Origin of the sequence: Psychrobacter sp. P11G3 (assembly GCF_001435845.1) — a bacterium.
Lineage (GTDB): Bacteria > Pseudomonadota > Gammaproteobacteria > Pseudomonadales > Moraxellaceae > Psychrobacter.
Map to the genome: position 1 here is coordinate 1,515,628 of NZ_CM003596.1, position 21,419 is coordinate 1,537,046.

A 21,419-nucleotide genomic window follows, 5' to 3' on the forward strand; every position below is an offset into this window, starting at 1 on the left:
TAAGGTGTCAGCGACTGTATAGATTATATGTACAGTGCATAAATATTAATTAGATAAACTCATATACAGGGTTGTTTTTAATGAGTATTCTAAGAGGTATAATGATACCAAACCTCTTTACTCGTCTTATTACTACTTGGGTGACCGTTGCTGTCATCATATTGCACGGTATCACTGTGTGGGCGATGATATCTGTGGATAGCCCAAAACCGCTTGAGACAAAAATTACACCAAAAGCTATTCAGCTAGAGCTGATCACACTGCCATCGTCATCTGAAAAAACGCTTAGCAAAGATTCTCGGTCACAACCTTTACCTTCCAAAGCCTTAATACCTGATAAGACGTTAGTAAAGCCGATAGAGGAAATCGAAATTGCACCAGTAATGGAACCTTCAGTAGTATCAAATCCAGTAAATCCAGTAAATCCAGTAAATCCAGTAAATCCAGTAAATCCAAAAGAGAAAGCATCCGTCCCAGCAGAAAATAAAACACTACCTAAAATATCTACAAATACTAAACCTACTATCAACGCTGCGTCATCAGTCCAAAATCTGACAATAGCAGAGTCAAGAAAAGTTGCTCGTTCATCTGATAATAGTAATGAAAACGAAGACGATCTATCTGCTATGATTCGAGCAGTGACAGCTCAGTTCAATCGTGAACAGGCCATACAGAAGCGCCAAGCCAAAAAACAGGCTAGCAAAGAACAGGTTGAAAAGGATCGCTGGCAAGCACAAGCGGCTAGTGAGGCAATTGAAAAGATGCTTGCGTTAGCTGCTGATCAAGCAGAAAAGCAAAATGGCGACCAAGCTGAGCTAGATAATGAAATGGACAATACTGTAGAAACAGTGTTTAAAGCGGATTATGGCAGTTGGCAGGATGGAGGGGAACCTACGACAAGTGTTCCATCACTTGTATGGCGCAGTGTCAATATGAGCCTAGGAGATGTCTTTATCGTTATGCTTGAGTTGCACGTCAACAAAGAAGGTGTAATTACTGAGGTGCAATTATTGGAGTCATCAGGCAGCCCAATTATTGATGCGATAGCGACCACTCAAGTTAGGGCAGGACAATTGAATCCATTAAAAAACGATGGCAACGTTGTCGATGCCATCGTCCCTATGTCACTGGTCTATGAGAGGCCTTGAGTGAATGATTTAAAAATACTCATTTATATTTTTCAATATTTTGCATTGTATCGTTAGGCGTCATTTTATTGAATGGCTCGTTCAAAAAACCACCACAGTGCTATCAAAATGCTGATCAAAGAACCTATATAAAATATTATCCATTTATAAAACTGGGTATGACGTAGCAGTAATGCGATAGGGAATACCGCAATGATAAACACTAGCTGCCCTAACTCAATACCGATATTGAAACTCAGTAACGCCAAAACACGCTCACTTGTGGCAAGCGGCAAGTCTACTAACACATTGGCAAAACCGAAGCCATGAATCAGCCCAAAAACAAATGCCAGATAGATTGCTCTTACTCTCAGCATCGGTACCAAGTTATTGAGCGCGGCAAAGGCGATAGATAGCGCAATAACAGACTCGATAAAACGGGCAGGTATACTGATAATTTGTAGGGCTGCTAGCGTCAACGTAATAGAATGAGCAAGTGTGAATGACGTCGCAATCCAAAACACTTCGAGTAAGGCAGCTTTTGGTTTAGGAACGGCTAATAATGTTTTCTCTTTACGCATGTATACAGCAGGAATGAGTAACACAAACAAAAACAGCAAGTGATCCCAACCAATCAATAGATGATGTATACCACTTTTAAGAAAATTAGCTACTGTAGACATCCATCCACTGTTCGCCTCTGAGCCTATAGAGTGCTGCCCTACAGTCAGTACTTGCAATGGCGTATCGTCACTAGCCTGCGTTAGAATTAATCGATGATTGGCATCGATACCTGTCAATATTTGGTAATCAAGACTATCGACGGGTTGCTCGCATTTTAGCTCAAAACTTGTATACAAATAGTTGAAGCCGCCGCGCGTGTTAATAGCCAATGGTGAGAACTCGGTTATTTGACACTGTTGTGCATCACCTTCTAACCTTATCTTGGATGTTATTAGTTGCTCTATTAGAGCTGTTTGTGATTTTACTTCGGCCCAATTAACTTGGCTGTCTTTATTTGGATCTATCTCTATCAGTAATGCTAGATCGCGAAGTGAGATCTCATATTCAGCGCTTACGGCACGCTCTTCATTGGTAGACAGGTTTAGGTATGCTGTACTAGATTCGTGCGCCTGTACGAAAGTGGCTGTCAGTAGCAGAGAGAGCAGCATTACGTAACGATAGGTTTGATGCCAAAGGCTTTTTTTTGATGCGCTCATAAAGGGGTGTCCTTATTCATCATTTGCGCACCTGATGTTTGGGTGGTTAAGTTTTGTGTATGATCAGCGCTGCAATGCAGACAACCATTGATTTTACCCAAGCGTAATGCCTGTTCAAGCGCTGAATATTCAAACTTTGTTTCTGTCATAAATTGACGTATCAGCTTGATATCTTCTTGGCTGCCAGCTTCGATAGCTGCTGTTGCATATAAAACAATATCAGCTGTTTCGCGTTGCTGCTGCCAGTTGTCTTTAGCCAATTGAAGCGCCAAGTCTACTTGCTTAGATAACAGAGCATAAGTTGCCTGTTCTCGCATATGAGCATTTTCTTGACGTATTTGCCATACATTAATACGCTCTTTCATTAAGGCCAAGTTTTTCTGTGCTTGAGGATCATCCAACTTGATTTGAGCAGTGATAAGGCGTAGGAGTAGAGCGTCTTTATCAGTGTGTGTCTGGAGAAGTGTGCGTACTCGCTGATACTCACCAATACTTAGTAGCCAGTCTGTTCGGGCCATAAGTGCAGGCACCGTCTGATTATCCATCACATCAAAAACTTGAGTGGATAGAGCAGTGTCTTCACTGCGTAATGCTGCATCTGCTTGGATCAGGTAGATCCAGCGTGCAGTTGATGCATCTAGGCCAGGTGCTAGAGCCGCAAGTCCATTAAGGGTCTGTTTTGTTGCTTCAAGCTTCCCCGTCATACTTTGTACTTGCGCTTCACAGGCCAATGCATAAACACGTAATGCAGGATCATTAAGTTTTTTGCAATAACTCATGGCTTCCGCAAACTGACCTTGAACAACCAGTAGAGATGACAGAGTCAATAAAGCATCTGGATGATCAGCCTCTCGGCTTAATATCTGTCTCAGTACCTCTTTTGCTTCGTCAAACTTATGATCTGATTGAAGCGCCCTTGCTTGCAACATCAAAGTTTCTGTACTTTGATCTTTGGTTAAATCTAACTGTGCGCGCGCCTGTCCTAATGCACGTGGATCTCCCTGTAGATAGGCGCGCTCTAATAATTCGCTGGTCTGCGCCAAAGAGTTTTCATTCATATCAGAGGAAAAGTCAGCTGAGCTTGTATAGCGAGGCGGCGAAGAATCTTCGGGTAGTACCGCAAGGACTTGTTGATCATCGTTTGGTACAAAAGGGGTAGCATGAATAAGTTGTATGCTAATGAGTAATAGCAAGAGTGATTTGATATAAAATTGAATCCAATGCATAAAATTTCTCGGCTCAGAACATAAATAAACACCCAATCAGGAAGCTGATTAGGTGCTGGATTTATCTCACATCACATTAAAGCGAGGCGTTGGCGTCTGTCACCACAACGGGCTCTGCCAAATTGGCCTCAGGCAGTATAATTCGATCGATATCTTGAGGCTCATCGGTATCTAAATTATTACTGGCATCAATTACATCAGAAGTTCTGTCAACAGCTAGTTCAGCTTTGGCTTGGTCTACTGCAACATCACTCTTAGCTAAATCGGATGAGCTATCATTATCATTGAAACAACCAGAAAGCGCAGCTGATCCAGTGATCAATACGGCTAATATTATATAGCGCATAGTATTTCTCCTTGGGTTATATTCAGCTTATCGGCTACCTGGTGTAGGGGTGGTTAGATAAGGAAATACTGAGTCAAACTCGGTAGCTGGTTTAAGCGCACCATCAGTAAGAAGCGCTTTGCCAGCTTTTGCATCTTCAGGAACACAAGTTGCATCAGCTGGTAGGCCAGCATGACATAAAGCGCCCATTGATACTCTCAAAGCAATATCAGTGACATCATCACCTGGTCGTCTACCATTCGGAAAACCTGCTATATCGTTAGCAGTGCTTGGGCGACCATCGTTCTGAGCGTCAATGATGCTAATCACACCCAAGTCGTTTTGATTGGCAGCTGCGACTGCTGCTATGTTGGTATTTAGGCGCAGCATATCTGACGGCACCATATTTGGGTTGGCAGGTTTGTTGACAGTAGGAACCCCTGTCAAAAATGCGGTTACCAAATCTTGACGCGGGAAGTTTGTCGGTGCAGGTGCGCTTGGATACAAAGTTTCAATCAATGCTGGGAGCGTAGGATAAAAGACATAAGGTGCGAATTTTGCGACGTCGTCTTTTGGCTCTGAGGCATTAAATTTGTCCTTGTCTTTAAGACCGATGACCACTTCGTTAACCAGTGGCATACCCAGTCTTGAAACCTGAGTCCATGCACCGCCTTTTTTGGCAGTTGTGCTGATGCCTGAAGCAGGATTGCCATTGACCAAGGTCGCTTGACGCACGCTGGCCGTTGTCCAAGCACCGATAACAGGATCTTTACTTGTACTATTGACGAGGCAAGCTTTCGGTACTTCCATTGCAATCGAGGTAACATTTTTCCCTGCTAATACGTTAGTACCAGCATCACGGGCACCTAGCGGATTTAGGTTAACCAAGTCAAACACTTTACCTAGATCAATAGCAAAACCTTCAGCACGTTGACCGACAAAAACTCTACCCTGACCACAGCTACCTAAGTTCAAAGGTTTAATAAAGCTGCGCGCGTAAGTAGGGTAATCTGCAAAAGATTTGGTACCAATATAGTCAAATGGCTTATCAAAATTACCTAGTGGAGTACGTGAACCACTGCGGCGGTCGCCTTTGACCATTGTTACGTTATAGCTCTCACTCGTTTGTACATTAGCAGAGTTAGACGCATCACCAGCGTTAGACAAAGGAATGGCAACGTTTGGCGTTGATGGATCACCATCTGAGTCAATTTCAATGCTGTTTAGCTCTTGAGTGAAATCAAATTGAAAAGTAATATCTTCAACAGCATCACCGTTATTATCAACATGAATCTCATAGAGCGCATCTGGATCTAAAGCAAAATAATTGGGTCCACCATAAGCGTCTTGCAGCGGTAAGTAGTTAGCAATAATCGTAACGTAATCTGCCCGGTTATTTTCGTAACTATTGAACATATAAAAGTCAGAAGCATCGACTTTTGGGGTTTTGGTAATAGAAGGGGCTTCACGGTGACTTGACGCAACAGCACTTGCACTCATGCACAATGTTATCGCTGCTATTAGAGCCTTTGTGGTATGTTTCATACGGATCCTTGTAAAGAAACTTTAAATGATGGGACGGCCAAGACTCGACATCGTTTGTAAATATCAATTAACTAAAAAATGTCTTTATTAAGTCGGTTTTAACTATACACTTGTTTGCTGTATTGTGTCTACGCTTTTATCCGTTTTAATGTGTTGATAATTATAAACTTTTCGGCGAATCAGGCTGCATCATAGGATCGGCATCTGCGAACGCTTTTAGTGTACGGCAATGAGTATCAATGGCGACGATATTGGGGTAAGCGCTCAAATCTACTTTGAAGCGGCGAGCAGAAGAGACTTGCGGAATCAAATAACAATCTGCGAGAGTAGGACTGTCCCCATAGCAGAACTGTCCGCGATTGTTATCCGCTGCCAAACGTGTCTCTAAAGCAGCAAAACCTTCACTGATCCAGCGATTGCACCATGCAACCACATTTTCCTCGTCGACTGACAGCTCATTACGCAGGTACTGTAGGATGCGACGATTATTAATTGGGTGGATGTCGCAACCAATCATGGCGCTCAACGCGCGTACCTGCATGCGCCCAGCAGCATCGTTAGGTAATAGTGCGTGCTCAGGGTAGACCTCTTCTAACCACTCCAAGATAGCTGGACTTTGATATAATAATAAATCGTCAGTCTGTAGGACAGGCACCAATCCTTGTGGATTAATTGCTTTGAAGGCAGATTCTAACTGTTCATCCTGTGCCAGATTGATCGTGATATCATCGTAATCTAAGCCTTTTAGGTTCATAGCGATACGAGTACGGTAAGACGTGCTACTACGAAAGTAGCCATAAAGTGTCATCATGATTTATGTCCTTATATTGATGTGTTTTTATAAAGATAAATATTATGAAGTAGGGGCTGTATTTCAGTGATATTTGATCGGGTAAACCCTTATTGAACAAACTACTAACAAGCAAACCATCATCAAAAAATAACCAAGCACACCAGAATCGAGCAAATCATGCCAGCAGACAAAACCCTTGTAGACAGTTCTATCAGCAGTAAAAACCAAAGTGGGGTTCAGTCGCTTGAGATTGGGCTGTCGATACTCGATGTGCTGATCGACCGCAATGAGCCTATGATGCTAAAAGATATCGCTGAAGCCATGCAAATGCATCCAGCAAAATCCCATCGTTACTTGGTCAGCCTCATCCGCAAAAACTACGCGCGTAAGCTCAATGATGGTCGCTATGGGCTTGGTGATAGAGTCAATGCATTGGCATCACTAGGACATACTGGACTCAACCAGAACAATCTTTTGGTACGTCTCACGCAAGTGGCTAATGAAATCAAAGACACCTTAAACTGTGGTGTACAAATTGCCAAATGGTTTAGCGAAGGCCCTATTATTATTCAGTCCGTTGAGCCAGACAGTCCGATTAGTATCATTACTCGCATCGGCTCACGTATGCCTCTGACGACATCGGCCACAGGGCAGTTATTTGCCAGTTATCAACCTGATACCGTCATTCAGCCATTGGTCACAGCTGAATGGCATACGAGTAATACCGCCGCAAATATGGCCGAGAAGTGGCAGCACTTTACCCAGCTACAGGCCAAAATTCGTACGCAAGGCTATGCAACAGTGACGGGCGATATGCTCATGGGGATCAACGCCATTACGATTCCCGTTATATTGCCGCAGCTTGCCAATAGTACTACTAAACCATCCACGAGTAGTGATAAAACTGCTGGTGAAGATTTACCGCTAGAATATGCTATTACTATCATTGGAACCACAGAGCAGTTACCGATGAGTGAGCAACATAACGTGGTTAAGCAAATACTAGCGATAGCACAGCGTTATCAAATTGCATAATTAAAATATCTTTAGAGAACTTATTTCTAAAGATACTCTGACGTTCCATGTCACTCGCCGACAGGAGCAGTTTCGCGTGCTTCAGCCAACTCATCACTATGCAGAAACTGTGTATGTGCAGGAGCACGCTTGGTACGAGACCATTCATCTAACATGTCTTGCTTGATGGCATCTGTAATCATCGATACTTTATCTTCTGAGGTCGGATCGTCATAGGTCAGCTCGAGGCGATGACCATTGGGATCAAAGAAGTAAATCGAGTGAAAGATGCCGTGATTGGTCACGCCAATGACATCGATGCCTGCATTTTCTAAATGCTCTTTGGCAACAATTAGCTCGTCACGGTCCTTAACCTTTAGCGCCAAATGCTGCACCCAGCTTGGGGTATTAGGATCAAAGCCCATCTCAGGTTGATTGGGTACTTCAAAAAACGCTAAGACATTGCCATTACCAGCGTCCAAAAAGACGTGCATATAGGGGTCAAAGGCTTTGGTCGAAGGCACATGGTCTTCTGCGAATGCTAAAATGAAATCCATGTTTAGATTTTTTTTATACCATTCGACGGTTTCTTTGGCATCTTTGCAGCGGTAAGCCACATGATGAATTTTCTCAATTTGAAAGCTCATATCAATGTCCTTTTGATAAGACGTGTTACTCATTTGGCTTTATTCACATAACTATGAGTAGGTGAATGCGTTTGTTTTCCTATCCGCCTGCATGAGAATTTTCACGCCTATTTTGCTATTTCTCTGTCTATGTTATTTCTTAAATACTATTAATCAAAATCAAAGCTCAGTGCTGGTAATACTTTGCCGCGTACTTCACCAAAGCCAACACGGATGCCGTCTTTTTCGCTATAGCCTTTCATAATGACTGTGTCACCATCTTCGATAAAGCTGCGCGTCTCACCGCCTTCAAGCGTGACTGGTTTGGTAGCGTTCCAAGCAATCTCTAGCATCGAGCCATAAGAGTCAGGCGTTGGCCCTGAAATCGTGCCTGAACCCATCATGTCACCGACTTCAACTTTGCAGCCAGTGATGGTGTGGTGGGTAAGCTGCTGTGCCATTGACCAATACATGTATTTGAAGTTGGTCTCACAAATGATGGTCGCTGTTTCCGCATTTTTAGGTAGTAATTCAACCGATAGATTGATGTCAAAGCTGTTGTCGCTCGATTTTTCATTTAAATAAGCGAGTGGCTTGGGTTCTTGTGTTGGACAAGCTGTTTTAAACGGTGCCAATGCATCCATGGTGACAATCCAAGGAGAAACCTCGGAGGCAAAGGTCTTAGCATTAAATGGACCTAAAGGCACGTATTCCCATTTTTGGATATCTCGTGCTGACCAGTCATTGAGCAACACCATGCCAAAAATATGATCAGCGGCATTATCTACGGCGATTGGCTGACCGATATGATTGCCTTTACCAACGACAAATGCGGTCTCTAGCTCAAAATCCAAGCGCTTACAGGCAGAAAAAATAGGACGCTCATCAGGGCTAGGCTTTAGCTGACCTGATGGACGTACGATATCAGTTCCACTAACGATGACGGTGCTGGCACGTCCGTTATAACCCACAGGCATTTCGGTCCAGTTAGGCAATAGGGCGTTGTTTGGATCGCGGAACATGGTGCCGACGTTGGTCGCGTGCTCTTTCGATGAATAGAAATCGGTAAAGCCTGGTACTTGCACTGGCAAATACATGGTGACGTCTGCTTGCTTAAATAGCGCCTTTTTTTGCAAGTCTGTATTGTCACGTAAAATGTCATTGTCGCTAGACAGCAGTGTCTGAATCGTCGTACGTGCTTGCGTCCAATTGTCTCGACCAGAATCAATAAAAGCATTTAGAGTGGACTGGTCAAAATACGGACCACCGTTCAAACTTAATAATCCTTCGGCTTCGAGTACAGATAGATCCAGTACATGCTCACCGATGGCAACGCCTGCACGGCGCTTGCTATCACCAGCAGCGTCTTTGGTCTCGCTAAAGATGCCATAAGGAAGGTTGTGAATAGAAAAGTCAGAGTCAGCAGCGATATCGATAAAAGAGGTGAGGGTGCTGTCAGTCGTTGACATGATTTGCTCCTTGCTAATATACATTATGAATTACGTTATAATTAATTACTTACGTATAATGTAATTTATTGATATATGGATTGCAAGTTTTTTGTGCAATGTCTTTTGTGAAAAGGCTGCTTTGAAAAGTGGTTGTCGTTGTTTTGACTAAACGGTTCTGACTAGATGATTTTAATAAAATAGTTTTGACGAAATAATTTTGATTAAATGCTAAGCACAAAAAAAGGCCGAGCAATCGCTCAGCCTTTCTTATCCGCGTTTATTTTTTATCAAGTTACATATTGAGTAACATGGCTTACGTGGTCTAATCAGTCTTTTAAGACGTCTGCCATGGCATTGGCCACATAGTCGATGTTGCTGGTATTTAGTCCAGCCACACACATACGTGAGTTAGAAACCATATAGATACCAAACTCAGTTTGTAAACGCTCGACTTGCTCAGGCGTCAAGCCAGTAAAGCTAAACATACCGTTTTGACGGGTGATGTAGTCAAAGTTACGGTTAGGGATTTTAGCTTCTAACACTGACTTTAACTTTAGGCGCATCGCTTTGATACGGTCGCGCATGGCATACACTTCGCCAACCCACTGCTCATGTAGTGCTTCATCGTTCATAACGATATCGACCACACGTCCACCATGTGACGGCGGGCTTGAGTAGATACGGCGTACGGTTGCGTTTAGCTGACCGAATACGCGATCGGTTTCGTCTACGGTTGGGCAGACGACTGATAGGCCGCCGACGCGCTCGCCGTATAGCGACAAGTTTTTAGAGAATGAGTTGCTGACAAACAATGGCAAGCCCATCTCAACCGCTTTACGAATAGCGTAAGCGTCGCTGTCCATGTCTTCACCAAACCCTTGATAAGCGATGTCCATGAATGGAATCAGCTCACGCGCCTTCACGACGTTGAGTACGGTATCCCATTGCGCTTGGGTCAAATCCATACCAGTTGGGTTGTGGCAGCATGGGTGTAGCAAAATGACGTCGTTTTTGTTTAATGTTTCAAAAAACGCAATCATTTCATCAAATTTGATGCTGCTGTTGGCTTTGTCGTAGTACGGGTATTTACCCACTTCTACATCAGAGCCTTCAAAGATAGCGATATGGTTGCCCCATGTCGGATCGCTCACATAGCATTTGGCTTGTGGGAACCAGTCATGGATAAATTCAGCACCAACTTTCAACGCGCCAGAACCACCGATTGTAGCGATAGTAGCGACCAAGCCATCTTTTAAAATCTGGGCGTCTTTACCAAACAGTAATTCCTGACAGCCTTTACGGTGGCCTGGTAGACCTGCCATTGGTAAGTATGGACGCGGTGCGATAGGATCAGCAATACGCGCTTCGGCTGTTTTTACACAGTCGAGTACAGGCAATACGCCATTCTCATCATAATAAATACCAATACCTAAATTGACCTTGTTAGGATTGCTATCTGCTGAGTATTTTTCCATAAGACCTAAAATTGGATCACCAGCGTAATAATCGATACGTTCAAACATGCCATTTCCTTGTAAAAATATAAATCGAGCAGCCGAAAATCATAGAGCAAATCGCGGCTGAACTCAACACGAGAGTGGGTTATATGTGGCAATTAATAAAATAAATAGCCAAATAGATTGTTTATCCGTCTATCAAGCGCATTTGACATGCTATACGTCATTCGCTAGATGATGAGTCAGAGTGATGTAGGTCGTTATAATGGGTCGCAAAATACGTTTGCAAAAACTGCTTAAAAGCAATGGTCGCCGGAGAGAGCGCCCGTGAGGCTCGCTGATAGATAAAGAATTGCCGCATTTTGACTGGTTGAGTGAGTGGTCGCATCAGCAGACCATTGGCGCTGACCCAATCAATAACTTCAGGCATGTAGGGTAGGCATAAGGTAATGCCGAAACCTTGACGTGTCATCTCAAGCGCGGTAGACATAAAGTTCACCTTGTAGCGGGCTTGTTGAACATGAGCGGAGATAGAGTCGTCGAGCTCTGCGGTTACTTGCTCAAGGAACGGGCCTTGCAAGGTAATCAGCGGCGTCTCTAATAAATCTTGCCAAGTAATTTCATCTCTTTGTGCTAGCTCATGATTGTCTGGCATAACCACGCAAAAAGGTAGCTGATACAACAAATCAGCCCCAATGTCATCTTCAGTTTCTATAAAACCAAGCTCGGTACCAACGCCTAAATCGACTTCAATATCTTGGATATGCTTAAGCAAATTCTCGGCTGAGCAGTCCAATAGTGAGACGCCGATATTTGGGTATTCTTTGGCAAATTGAGCGATGACGGCAGGTAGGGAAGACGCCGCAAACTGTGATACCGCCAAGCGCACCTGACCTTGTGCCAAGCTGGTCAAGCTACTTGCTTCATTTTCAAACAGCTGCATCTCATTCAAGATACGCCGCGCTTGCGGTAGTAGGTGCCGTCCGACTGCTGACAGAGACAACTGGCGAGTGGTGCGATCAAACAGCACGATACCGAGGCCAGTCTCTAGCTCTTTAATTAATCCACTAACAGCAGACTGAGTCAAATACATCTGTTCGCTGGCACGAGTAAAACTGCCGTTGTCAGCGACTTTGATAAAGGCGGTCAATTGGCGAATGCTGATATTCATAAGTAAACCTGATAAATAAATCATAAAAAACAATTAGTCTTATAAATAAAGCTAATCTAATATAAATACAACGTCAACAATAAAGATTGATTATTAATCGTTTTATAGACTTTCGCTAACAACCGACTTTTACTACTCATCGATTTTCTATTACCAATTGAAATTAAGGATAATTACAATGGCAGATTTATTTGACAACCCAATGGGACTAAATGGATTTGATTTTGTCGAGTTTGCTTCTCCGCAACCTGATGCAGTCGACGCATTGTTTAAGCAGCTTGGTTTTGCCCATGTCGCCAATCACCGCTCGAAAGACGTTGCGCTATATCGCCAAGGTGATATCAACCTTATCTTAAACCGTGAGCCAAAAAGCCAAGCCAGTTACTTCGTTGAAGAGCATGGTGCTGGTGCTTGTAGCATGGGCTTTCGGGTAAAAGATGCCAAAAAAGCATATGAGCGTGCGGTGGAAATGGGTGCGCAGCCAGTAGATGTGCCAACTGGGGTGATGGAGCTTAGATTGCCTGCTATCAAAGGCATCGGCGGATCACTAATCTATTTGATTGACCGTTATAAGGATGGCGAATCTATCTATGATGTTGACTTTGAGTTCTTTGCAGATATCGATAGAAACCCTGTCGGCTATGGCTTCAAAGTCATCGATCATCTAACACATAACGTCTATCGTGGACGCATGGCATACTGGGCAAAATTCTATGAGCGTATCTTTAATTTCCGCGAGATTCGTTACTTTGATATCAAAGGTGAGTACACGGGACTAACCAGTAAAGCCATGACTGCACCTGATGGCAAAATCCGTATTCCATTGAATGAAGAAGCCAAGCAGGGCGGTGGTCAAATCGAAGAGTACCTAATGCACTTCAATGGCGAAGGTATTCAGCACATTGCGCTAGCCAGTGATGATTTGTTTGCCAGCATCGATAAGCTAAAAGCAGCTGGTATTCCACTCATGACCGCACCAAATGCTGCGTACTATGAAATGCTGAGCGAGCGCTTACCGAACCATGGTGAAAATGTTGCTGACTTGCAAACGCGCGGTATCTTGTTAGACGGCACCACAGAAGGCGGTGCACCGCGTCTGCTGCTACAGATTTTCTCTGAGACCATCTTGGGTAGCCCAGTGTTCTTTGAGTTTATTCAGCGTAAAGGCGATTATGCAGATGGCTTTGGTGAAGGTAACTTTAAAGCGTTGTTTGAGTCGATAGAGCGCGACCAAGTACGTCGCGGCACAGTCGGTCAGCCAGAGACTGAAACCTTATAGTATTATCTAACGCTTAGACCACGTTTAATCAATGGACAAGACAAAAGGAGTTTGTGTTGTCCTTAATAGGAGTATTACCTACAAGCATACTGCAAAGGTAATGCTCTCATTGCGATAAAAGGAATACAGGCATGGAACGCCTATCACAGATAGATTCTCTTAATACTGCCATCGGTACCAATAGCGTTGCTACTAGTAAGCAAAGCAACGATGCGTCCAGTCATTCTAACGCGACAAATAAAAAACAGCCGTATATCTCACACCAGCCAGATAGTAATGGTCATATTCACTATAGTGATGATGAGCATGCGATGTGGCAAGCGCTGCTGGCACGTCAAGCGGAACAAACGCCCAACCGTGCGTGTACTGCATATCTAGAGGGTTTGACTAAGTTGAACTTACCGACGACGCATATCCCGCAGCTGCATGATATCGATGAGGTATTACAAGCGACCACAGGTTGGCAGACCGCCGCTGTGCCTGCATTAATCAGCTTTGGTAAATTTTTCAAATTACTGGCCAATAAGTCCTTTCCTGTGGCGACGTTTATTCGTCGATTCGATGATATGGACTATATTGAAGAGCCTGATATTTTTCATGAAATCGTTGGGCATTGTCCGCTATTGACCCATCCTGCGTTTGCAGCCTTTAATGAGACGTATGGCAAGCTTGGTCTTAGCGCGACGAAAGAGGAGCGCTGGTTTTTAGCACGACTGTATTGGTTTACCATCGAGTTTGGCTTGGTCGGCAGTCGCGTGGAAAATCGTAGAATCTATGGTGGCGGTATATTAAGCTCACCTTCTGAAACGGTTTATGCACTTGATCGGATGCCGCAAGAGCTTTCAATCGCTCAAAACAAGCCGCAATCTCAACCTCAGTCTCAACCTGAGCACCGAGCGTTTGATTTGCTCGATGTGTTGCGTACGCCTTATCGTATCGATCAGATACAGCCGATCTACTATGTCATTGATGAGTTAGATACCTTATTTGATATTGTCAATAGTGACATTATGGGTGCGGTCAAAAAAGCTATGTCGCTTGGACTATTTGAGCCGACTTATCCAGAAAAAACTCGTTAAAGATATCAATTCAAAATTAAACCTGAAAACCATCGCTTCAGTACGGAATATTGAGATAGCAATACAGCTATATCAACATCGATGTACGAGTATTAGAAAATAGCTATCAAAACAACCATTAGAAACAGCCATTATAAAAGGATTTTATTATGACAGCACTATCACAAAACAGCTGCGAAGCTTGCCGCATTGGCGCACCGAAAGTCGATGAAGCCGAAGCAAAAGAATTATTACCGCAAATTCCTGATTGGTCACTAATTGAGGTGGATGGTATTCAGCAATTGCAGCGTCAGTATAAATTTAAAAACTTCGTCTCAGCAATGGCATTTGCCAATCAACTGGCAGACATTGCTGAAGCAGAAGGACATCATCCGGGTATATTGGTAGAGTGGGGCAAGGCTACGGTCACTTGGTGGTCGCATAGTATCAAGGGTTTGCATCGCAATGATTTTGTCATGGCAGCTAAGACCGATGACTTACTGGGTAAGTAATAGGTTTCTTCATTAGCAAATCAATTTAATCATACTTCTATCATTAAAATTAAAATAAAACCCAATTTAGTGCCAGTATTTACTGGCATTTTAAGGATGTGTCATGCCACCAAAACCGCTTACATTAATCAGTGCCAAGCTCGCCTTTATCATATCCGCCATCGTTATCGGTATCATGGGTATCACCATGATCGGCTTTGGCTGGGTGCCTCATCTGTCTCTTATCCTCGCCATCTGTGTACTACTGGCTATCGGTATGTATAAAGGTCTGAGCTTTGATGACATGCAAGCTCAAATGGCCTCAGGTGTCATGCGTGGTATTGGTGCTATCTATCTGTTCTTCTTTATCGGACTGATGGTTGCGGCTCTGATGATGTCAGGAGCGATTCCTACACTGATGTATGTAGGCTTTCAGCTGATCTCACCTGAGTATTATTATATCTCTGCCTTTATCTTGACCTCTATTATCGGTATTGCATTGGGTAGTAGTTTGACGACTGCAGCTACTTTGGGCGTGGCCTTTATTGGTATGAGTAATGCCTTTGATGCCAATGTGGCGATAGCGGCAGGGGCAGTGGTATCAGGCGCGTTCTTTGGCGATAAGATGTCGCCCTTATCTGATACTTGTACCATTGCATCTTCTGTAGTGGGTATTGATCTGTTTGAGCACATTCGTAATATGATGTATACGACCGTACCTGCGTGGATACTGACGGTGATATTGTTTTGGATGTTCTCCGGACAGACGACCAGTGCTGATCTGAGTCAAGTGACTATATTGCAAGGTCAGTTAATAGACAGTGGTTTGGTACATGGGTATTCGGTACTGCCGTTTGTGGTATTAGTCGGACTAGCACTGTTTCGGGTCAATGCGATTTATACGATTATCTGTACGATTGCCGCGGCACTTATTATTACTTATGTACATAGCTCACCAAGCTTTGGTCAATTGGGCGGTTATCTGTTTGCAGGGTATGCTCCTGCTGAGTCATTAGAGCTAGGGGAAGTAGGTGGTATGCTGTCGCGTGGCGGTGTACAGAGTATGTTCTTTACTCAGGCGATTGTGATACTGGCATTAAGCTTAGGTGGTCTGTTAACGGCACTAGGGATTTTGCCTGCACTGCTATCTGGTATTAAAGACACATTGACGACTTCAGGCCGAGCGATATTTGCGGCAGCGATGTCGGCACTAAGCATTAACGTACTGATTGGTGAGCAGTATTTGAGCATCTTATTGTCTGGTACGGCATTCCGTTCAACATTTGAGCGTCTACACTTACATCCGAAGAATTTGTCTCGGACAATTGAGGATGCGGGAACGGTGATTAATCCATTGGTGCCTTGGAGTGTATGCGGGGTGTTTATCAGTCAGGCGTTAGGGGTGCCAGTATTAGAGTATTTGCCGTATGCGTTCTTCTGTTATTTGTCACTGCTGCTGACGCTGCTGTTTGGCTTTACGGGACTGACGATTAGTCGGGTTAAAGAAGGGAAGGTGGTCGAAGCATGATAGATAATGATTGATAAAAAAAGGTGGGGCTAATATTAGCCCCACCTTTTTTGGTTTAAAAGTACATATTTACTGCTCTTCCGTTTGCGCATCCTGACTTTTGACGATTTTATGCTGATCTTCTGTGCTATCGACTTTCCAGTAGCTAGAAACATATAAATGCGTCTTTGGTATTGCGCGCTCAACTTTAAAGTACTGGCGCAATGCGCGCATACTATGGAACTCACACGCAGCCCATACAGCAGGTTGACCATCAAGCCAGTTCAATGATCTAACACAGCTCAGTAAAGGGCTATCGTCTGCGTTTGGATGCGCATTAATCACCCAATGTATCTCGACGTTCTCTGGTTTTTTGAGCGTCTGACGATCTGCCTTAGTCGTCACTTCAAGTACTGCGTAACCACGAGCATCAGTAGGCAACTGGGCTATGTTGACCGTAATCGCTGGTAGCGCGGTCATATCACCGACTAATAAAAACCAATCTGCTTCATTGTTGATGAGTTTCTTTGGCCCTGGACTACCTATTAAAATTTGATCGCCGACTTGCGTATTTCGTGCCCATGCCGATGCAGGTCCTTCTGTTTCATGTAAAGCAAAATCAACATCTATTGCATCATCACGTTGCACGCTCACTGTATAAGTACGCATCAATGGGCGACTATCTGCATCTTGAGGGAATATCAGTTTGATATAAGCACTTTCTTGATCGATAGGGAAGTCAACCATGCCAGCACCGCCAAGTGTGACACGGCACATATTTGGCGTAATGTATTTAGTGCCAATAACTTCTAGTACTCTTGGAGTAGGTTTTGCCATATTGTGCTTTCCTTCTAACAGCGGGTCAGGGGTTAGCTTACTAATAGAACCAACCCGCTGCTTGTAGTATTTATTAAAAATTGGCTTTTAGACTGACTGTCATTTGACGTTCAGGTCCCATCCAGCAGTTATTGATGTCGTAACAAGCACCAACATAGGTTTTATCAAAGAGGTTATTGATGCTCGCACCCACAGTCAGCATAGGGTTGATTTGATAACTGCCACCGACATCTACCAGCGTCACGCTTGGTAGCTCATCTGTATTTTGTCTATCGATCTGCATACCATCTTCATAACGAACACCAGCATTGAGAGTGAGTTTGTCCGTAGCATAGTAGTCTGCCCATAGCGTGGCTTTGTGTTTGGCAGTTTGAGCAGGGGTATTGCCGACCACTTCAGGGTTAATCTCTTCTTCTGTAATTTCAGCATCTGTATAGCTATAGCTCGCAGCGAGATCTACCCAGTCATTGAGCATACGACTGCCTGATATCTCAAAGCCTTTAGATGCAATTTCACCGGTTTGGGTTTGGTTTCTATAGTTGACGTAGTCTGAAACCACGACATTTTTTTGTGTGATGTCAAATACAGCAAGTGTTCCTTGAGTGGCACGATCTTTTGACAAGTACTTCACCCCAGCTTCTAGTTGATCAGCAGTGGTTGGCTTAAATGCTTCATTAGTAATAAAGTTGCTACCGACCACTGGTTGAAACGACTGCGAGTAACTGGCATAAGGAGAGAAGCTATTACCAAAATCATAAATGGCAGCGAAACGTCCACTGGTTTCTGATGCATCATTATCAATTTTCTTATCGCTATAGATGACGCCTCCAGTGGCTTTGGTTTGATCAGTGATACTGTCAAAATCATCGTGACGTAAGCCTGCCACTACCGTCCAGTCTTTCCACTTCATTTCATCTTGTACATAAAAACCAAGCTGACTTTGTTCGATATCTTCCTCTTGACGATAAGCATCTAATGGCAGAGTATCAGCATTGATTTGTGAATAATCTGGATTAGATAAATCAAGATTTGGTGTGCCATCTGCCCCAGCATCATAGTAAGTCGCGTTGCTGTCTGTCTCTTGATACTCAACACCAAATAATAGATTGTGTGAGGTGTTAGCTGTATTGAATTTATAGGCAAGTTGGTTGTCCGTGGTCCAGTTATTCATGCTCTCATCCGTAGTATATGCCACACGATTGAGAATCGTGTCACTACCATCTACAAATCCTTCACTGTTATACATATTACGCTGCTGTGCTTCGGCGTCGGTATAGCGCGTGATATGTTTAAAAGTTAACTGGTCATTGATATCCCAGTTTACAGTGACGCTTGGCATGAATACTTCTTTGCTAAATTTATTCCATTTGTCACCTGCATAAGCATCACTATCTAGCTTGCCATAGCTTGCTTTGTAAACAGTGCCGACGGCAGGTAATGGGGTAGAAGGTACCATATCAGGATCGTCTTGATAATAAAGATTAGCGAGTACAGAAACGTTATCAGTCGCTTGCCATTTAAGCGACGGATTTATCAATAGGCGATCTTCTTCTGTGGTTTGCATTTGTCCATCTTTTTGGCGTTTTAGCGCCACAAATCGATAATCTAAGGTATCAGTGATTGGACTTGTACTATCGACAGCAACTTCTTTTAGATTTTGATTGCCGAATCGTAGCTGGACTTCGTTTTCTTGAGTGCTTTTAGGGGCTTTGGCTATTTGGTTCACCATACCGCCAGGTGATGCATAACCATACAATGAAGATGCAGAGCCTTTCACCACCTCAACTGCTTCAGTGGCATAGATATCTACTTGGGGCATCAGATTCCATGCACCATCATAAGGCAGTCTTAAACCATCATAAAAGTTTGAATAGGTCTTAAATCCGCGGATATTGTACTCATCAAAGATAGAGACTGTACCGCGGCTCTCAGAGCTCACGCCTGGTTCATAACGTAATGCAGCATTGACGCTATCTGCCTGACGCTTTTGTAAAAGGTCTTGATCGATTCTGGTATAGCTCATTGGCGCATCGTTTGGGTCCAATGCAGTTTTGGTGCCAGTACTACGATAGCCATCTGAGTAGACGGTGATAGCATCTAAGGTAGCTGATGGTGTAGCAGCCTCATCGTTTTCAGTATTGTTTGTCGTCTCTACAGCGTACGCAGCGTGACTCATACCCATGATCAGGCCAATTTGTACTGCTGTGGTGAGATATTTTTTGCGAATGACGTTAGTGGTTAGATGAGACCGCATCAGATTTCCTCTTGGACTAAAATGATTGAATATTATTTGTGACAGTTGAAGCAAATTTATAACGACGCTAATAATAACACTAATGATAATTATTATCATTAAAAAGTTACAACGAGACAGTTTTGAGAAGTATTTGCAGGATTTAAACAGGTAGAGACGCAGTGTTGCGAATGACGCTGTATTACGAATAGAGTCACGCAGACTTACTGTTTTGAACGATGTATTTTAAACGATGGTTTTTGTCAGGCTTTTCTCGTATTATGCAGCAGCATTCTGAATACAATTATTTACAGTAGAGCTTTTACATCGCTGTATTGCAGTTATCATACGGCGTCATGCTAGCTCTCTGCGAGACCTTTTAAGAGTGGTCTTGCAAGCAGATACATCACTATTATCGATAGGTTTACGTTGTTTATTGAGCAACCAAAGATTGTTTAAGGTCACATTTATGGACACACCCTCCAACCAATCCACCAACAACCAGCGCTATTTCACAGTGTGGCGTTGGCATTTTTATGCAGGCATTTTTGTTGCTCCCTTTCTAGTTGTTTTGGCGATAACGGCGCTCGGTATGCTGTTTATGTCCAACACAGTAGGACGTGATAACGACCGCTTAACGGTTATCGTGCCAGAGTCTACGGTTCAATCACCTGTCTCTACTCAAGCAAAGAACGCGCTGAGCACCTTGCCTGATAGCACACTGGTTAAATATATCGCTCCTCGTGATACCGATACAGTGGCTTTATTTCAGATAAAATCAGACGACCAAAGCAATATGGTGGCAGTCAATCCTTATACGGCTGATATCGTCCAAAGTGTGCCTACCAGTAGCGGTCTTTATAGTACGTTTAACGATATTCACAGTGATTTGCTGATTGGTAAAGTCGGTGATTATCTGTTAGAAACGGCGGCATCATTGACTATTTTGATGATTTTGTCTGGTTGGTATCTGTGGTGGCAAAAACGTAAATCAGTCAAAGCGATGTTGATACCTAATGAAAGGGTAAGCAATAAGAAAAAACGCTCTTTTATCCGTACGATTCATGCGACATTGGGTAGTTGGATATCTGTGCTGCTACTGTTTTTCTGTATATCAGGTATGGCATGGGCAGGTGTGTGGGGTGAGAGAGTAGTGCAGGCATGGAGCCAGTTTCCTGCGGGTAAGTGGGGCGTTGCGCCTGTTCCGGTATCGATTGACCACAGTCAACATGCTGTTATGAAAGATTCTACACCAGCGCCGCATGTGCATGGTGCGGCAGCGTCTGAAGCGCATACTGATGCACCCACACATGGCAGTGCTCTAAACTCAAGCGACACCAAAGAAGTTCCTTGGGTGCTTGAGCTGACGCCAATGCCTGTGTCAGGCACGACCATGGGTAAAGATGGTATCGCCGCCAATATACCGATTATGATTGATACGGTGGATCACTACGCTCGTGAAATCGGTTTTGTAGGGCGTTATCAATTGAACCTACCACAAGGTAGTACAGGCGTCTGGACCATTAGCCAAGATTCAATGAGCTATGATATGAAAAGTCCGACAGCAGATCGTACGGTACATATCGACCGCTATTCGGGTAACGTTTTGGCTGATATTCATTTTGACGATTACAATGTGTTTGGTAAGTTTATGGCGGCTGGTATCGCGCTGCATATGGGCACGCTCGGATGGTGGAGCGTACTGGCTAATGTGCTATTTTGCCTAGCAGTAATCGCTATTTGTGTCAGTGGCTATATCATGTGGTGGCAGCGTCGTCCTCGTCAGGCGAGTGATAGCGTAGGATTAAACCCACCAGCTCGCGGCTTAAATGTTTCCGTCTGGTGGCCACTTGCTATTCCATTATTAGTTGTGGCTATCATATTCCCGACTGCTATTATCGCGATTGTGGCTATCGCGCTATTAGACTTCTTGGTGATTTCTCGAGTTGGGCTTTTGCAGAAGTTATTAAAATAAGCGAATAGCAGAATACTGTTATTCCTTATATAGTAAAGGAGCGCCTTATAGTGAGGCGCTCCTTTTTTGCTTAAAAATTGCTGA

At 43.7% G+C, this 21,419-nt stretch carries 18 protein-coding genes; 7 read left to right on the forward strand and 11 right to left on the reverse strand.

Annotation, left to right across the window (positions count from 1 at the left end; all coding sequences use genetic code 11):
* Positions 1–101: 101 nt before the first annotated feature.
* The gene (locus tag AK824_RS06190) at positions 102–1,148 is read left to right on the forward strand and encodes an energy transducer TonB (protein ID WP_057759862.1); all 1,047 of its coding nucleotides are present in this window, start codon (positions 102–104) and stop codon (positions 1,146–1,148) included.
* 65 nt (positions 1,149–1,213) lie between these two features.
* On the opposite strand, the gene AK824_RS06195 is transcribed toward AK824_RS06190, so the two are convergent.
* From AK824_RS06195 to maiA, 5 genes are all read right to left on the reverse strand, one after another.
* The gene (locus tag AK824_RS06195; RefSeq protein WP_057759864.1) at positions 1,214–2,347 is read right to left on the reverse strand and encodes a HupE/UreJ family protein; all 1,134 of its coding nucleotides are present in this window, start codon (positions 2,345–2,347) and stop codon (positions 1,214–1,216) included.
* On the reverse strand, positions 2,344–3,573 hold the full coding sequence (locus AK824_RS06200; protein WP_197411821.1) for a tetratricopeptide repeat protein: 1,230 nt from the start codon (positions 3,571–3,573) through the stop codon (positions 2,344–2,346). The genes AK824_RS06195 and AK824_RS06200 overlap by 4 nt, the downstream gene beginning before the upstream one ends.
* A gap of 76 nt (positions 3,574–3,649) precedes the next feature.
* Positions 3,650–3,919, reverse strand: coding sequence for a hypothetical protein (locus AK824_RS06205; RefSeq protein WP_057759868.1), 270 nt, complete (start codon positions 3,917–3,919; stop codon positions 3,650–3,652).
* Positions 3,920–3,946: 27 nt separating this feature from the next.
* A complete protein-coding gene (locus AK824_RS06210; RefSeq protein WP_057759871.1) occupies positions 3,947–5,443 on the reverse strand; it encodes a DUF4331 domain-containing protein in 1,497 nt (498 codons plus the stop codon).
* Positions 5,444–5,603: 160 nt separating this feature from the next.
* Entirely contained in the window at positions 5,604–6,251 is a 648-nt protein-coding gene (maiA, locus tag AK824_RS06215; RefSeq protein ID WP_197411838.1) for a maleylacetoacetate isomerase, read from the reverse strand.
* Positions 6,252–6,413: 162 nt separating this feature from the next.
* Here maiA and AK824_RS06220 point away from each other — a divergent pair, with 162 nt between their 5' ends.
* Positions 6,414–7,271, forward strand: coding sequence for an IclR family transcriptional regulator (locus tag AK824_RS06220; RefSeq protein ID WP_057759877.1), 858 nt, complete (start codon positions 6,414–6,416; stop codon positions 7,269–7,271).
* Between the two features lie 50 nt (positions 7,272–7,321).
* Here AK824_RS06220 and AK824_RS06225 read toward each other — a convergent pair whose 3' ends face one another.
* From AK824_RS06225 to AK824_RS06240, 4 genes are all read right to left on the reverse strand, one after another.
* The gene (locus AK824_RS06225; RefSeq protein WP_057759880.1) at positions 7,322–7,897 is read right to left on the reverse strand and encodes a VOC family protein; all 576 of its coding nucleotides are present in this window, start codon (positions 7,895–7,897) and stop codon (positions 7,322–7,324) included.
* A gap of 149 nt (positions 7,898–8,046) precedes the next feature.
* Complete coding sequence (gene fahA / locus AK824_RS06230) at positions 8,047–9,345, reverse strand: fumarylacetoacetase (RefSeq protein ID WP_057759882.1); 1,299 nt, start codon at positions 9,343–9,345, stop codon at positions 8,047–8,049.
* 308 nt (positions 9,346–9,653) lie between these two features.
* Positions 9,654–10,850: an amino acid aminotransferase gene (locus AK824_RS06235; RefSeq protein ID WP_057759885.1), complete on the reverse strand. Its 1,197-nt coding sequence runs from the start codon at positions 10,848–10,850 to the stop codon at positions 9,654–9,656.
* Positions 10,851–11,007: 157 nt separating this feature from the next.
* Positions 11,008–11,955 carry a LysR family transcriptional regulator gene (locus AK824_RS06240; RefSeq protein WP_057762455.1) on the reverse strand — a complete coding sequence of 316 codons (948 nt, stop codon included), beginning with the start codon at positions 11,953–11,955 and terminating at the stop codon, positions 11,008–11,010.
* Positions 11,956–12,133: 178 nt separating this feature from the next.
* Between AK824_RS06240 and hppD the strand changes: the two genes are divergently transcribed.
* From hppD to AK824_RS06260, 4 genes are all read left to right on the forward strand, one after another.
* A complete protein-coding gene (gene hppD, locus AK824_RS06245) occupies positions 12,134–13,234 on the forward strand; it encodes a 4-hydroxyphenylpyruvate dioxygenase (protein WP_057759888.1) in 1,101 nt (366 codons plus the stop codon).
* A 131-nt stretch (positions 13,235–13,365) separates the two neighbouring features.
* Positions 13,366–14,313 (forward strand): phenylalanine 4-monooxygenase, encoded by a 948-nt coding sequence (phhA, locus tag AK824_RS06250; protein WP_057759891.1) that lies wholly within the window; start codon positions 13,366–13,368, stop codon positions 14,311–14,313.
* A 149-nt stretch (positions 14,314–14,462) separates the two neighbouring features.
* Entirely contained in the window at positions 14,463–14,804 is a 342-nt protein-coding gene (locus AK824_RS06255) for a 4a-hydroxytetrahydrobiopterin dehydratase (protein ID WP_057759894.1), read from the forward strand.
* A gap of 103 nt (positions 14,805–14,907) precedes the next feature.
* Positions 14,908–16,311 carry a Na+/H+ antiporter NhaC family protein gene (locus AK824_RS06260; protein WP_057759900.1) on the forward strand — a complete coding sequence of 468 codons (1,404 nt, stop codon included), beginning with the start codon at positions 14,908–14,910 and terminating at the stop codon, positions 16,309–16,311.
* 69 nt (positions 16,312–16,380) lie between these two features.
* On the opposite strand, the gene AK824_RS06265 is transcribed toward AK824_RS06260, so the two are convergent.
* Positions 16,381–17,127: a siderophore-interacting protein gene (locus tag AK824_RS06265; RefSeq protein WP_057759903.1), complete on the reverse strand. Its 747-nt coding sequence runs from the start codon at positions 17,125–17,127 to the stop codon at positions 16,381–16,383.
* A gap of 73 nt (positions 17,128–17,200) precedes the next feature.
* Positions 17,201–19,381: a TonB-dependent siderophore receptor gene (locus AK824_RS06270; protein WP_057759906.1), complete on the reverse strand. Its 2,181-nt coding sequence runs from the start codon at positions 19,379–19,381 to the stop codon at positions 17,201–17,203.
* Positions 19,382–19,829: 448 nt separating this feature from the next.
* On the opposite strand from AK824_RS06270, the gene AK824_RS06275 reads away from it, so the two are divergent.
* The gene (locus AK824_RS06275) at positions 19,830–21,335 is read left to right on the forward strand and encodes a PepSY-associated TM helix domain-containing protein (protein WP_057759909.1); all 1,506 of its coding nucleotides are present in this window, start codon (positions 19,830–19,832) and stop codon (positions 21,333–21,335) included.
* Positions 21,336–21,419 lie beyond the last annotated feature (84 nt).

Bases quoted from the DNA above. Each gene is read 5' to 3' on its own strand.
- AK824_RS06190 (WP_057759862.1), top strand. From the start codon at position 102: ATGATACCAAACCTCTTTACTCGTCTTATTACTACTTGGGTGACCGTT.
- AK824_RS06195 (WP_057759864.1), bottom strand. From the start codon at position 2,347: ATGAGCGCATCAAAAAAAAGCCTTTGGCATCAAACCTATCGTTACGTA.
- AK824_RS06200 (WP_197411821.1), bottom strand. From the start codon at position 3,573: ATGCATTGGATTCAATTTTATATCAAATCACTCTTGCTATTACTCATT.
- AK824_RS06205 (WP_057759868.1), bottom strand. From the start codon at position 3,919: ATGCGCTATATAATATTAGCCGTATTGATCACTGGATCAGCTGCGCTT.
- AK824_RS06210 (WP_057759871.1), bottom strand. From the start codon at position 5,443: ATGAAACATACCACAAAGGCTCTAATAGCAGCGATAACATTGTGCATG.
- maiA (WP_197411838.1), bottom strand. From the start codon at position 6,251: ATGACACTTTATGGCTACTTTCGTAGTAGCACGTCTTACCGTACTCGT.
- AK824_RS06220 (WP_057759877.1), top strand. From the start codon at position 6,414: ATGCCAGCAGACAAAACCCTTGTAGACAGTTCTATCAGCAGTAAAAAC.
- AK824_RS06225 (WP_057759880.1), bottom strand. From the start codon at position 7,897: ATGAGCTTTCAAATTGAGAAAATTCATCATGTGGCTTACCGCTGCAAA.
- fahA (WP_057759882.1), bottom strand. From the start codon at position 9,345: ATGTCAACGACTGACAGCACCCTCACCTCTTTTATCGATATCGCTGCT.
- AK824_RS06235 (WP_057759885.1), bottom strand. From the start codon at position 10,850: ATGTTTGAACGTATCGATTATTACGCTGGTGATCCAATTTTAGGTCTT.
- AK824_RS06240 (WP_057762455.1), bottom strand. From the start codon at position 11,955: ATGAATATCAGCATTCGCCAATTGACCGCCTTTATCAAAGTCGCTGAC.
- hppD (WP_057759888.1), top strand. From the start codon at position 12,134: ATGGCAGATTTATTTGACAACCCAATGGGACTAAATGGATTTGATTTT.
- phhA (WP_057759891.1), top strand. From the start codon at position 13,366: ATGGAACGCCTATCACAGATAGATTCTCTTAATACTGCCATCGGTACC.
- AK824_RS06255 (WP_057759894.1), top strand. From the start codon at position 14,463: ATGACAGCACTATCACAAAACAGCTGCGAAGCTTGCCGCATTGGCGCA.
- AK824_RS06260 (WP_057759900.1), top strand. From the start codon at position 14,908: ATGCCACCAAAACCGCTTACATTAATCAGTGCCAAGCTCGCCTTTATC.
- AK824_RS06265 (WP_057759903.1), bottom strand. From the start codon at position 17,127: ATGGCAAAACCTACTCCAAGAGTACTAGAAGTTATTGGCACTAAATAC.
- AK824_RS06270 (WP_057759906.1), bottom strand. From the start codon at position 19,381: ATGCGGTCTCATCTAACCACTAACGTCATTCGCAAAAAATATCTCACC.
- AK824_RS06275 (WP_057759909.1), top strand. From the start codon at position 19,830: ATGGACACACCCTCCAACCAATCCACCAACAACCAGCGCTATTTCACA.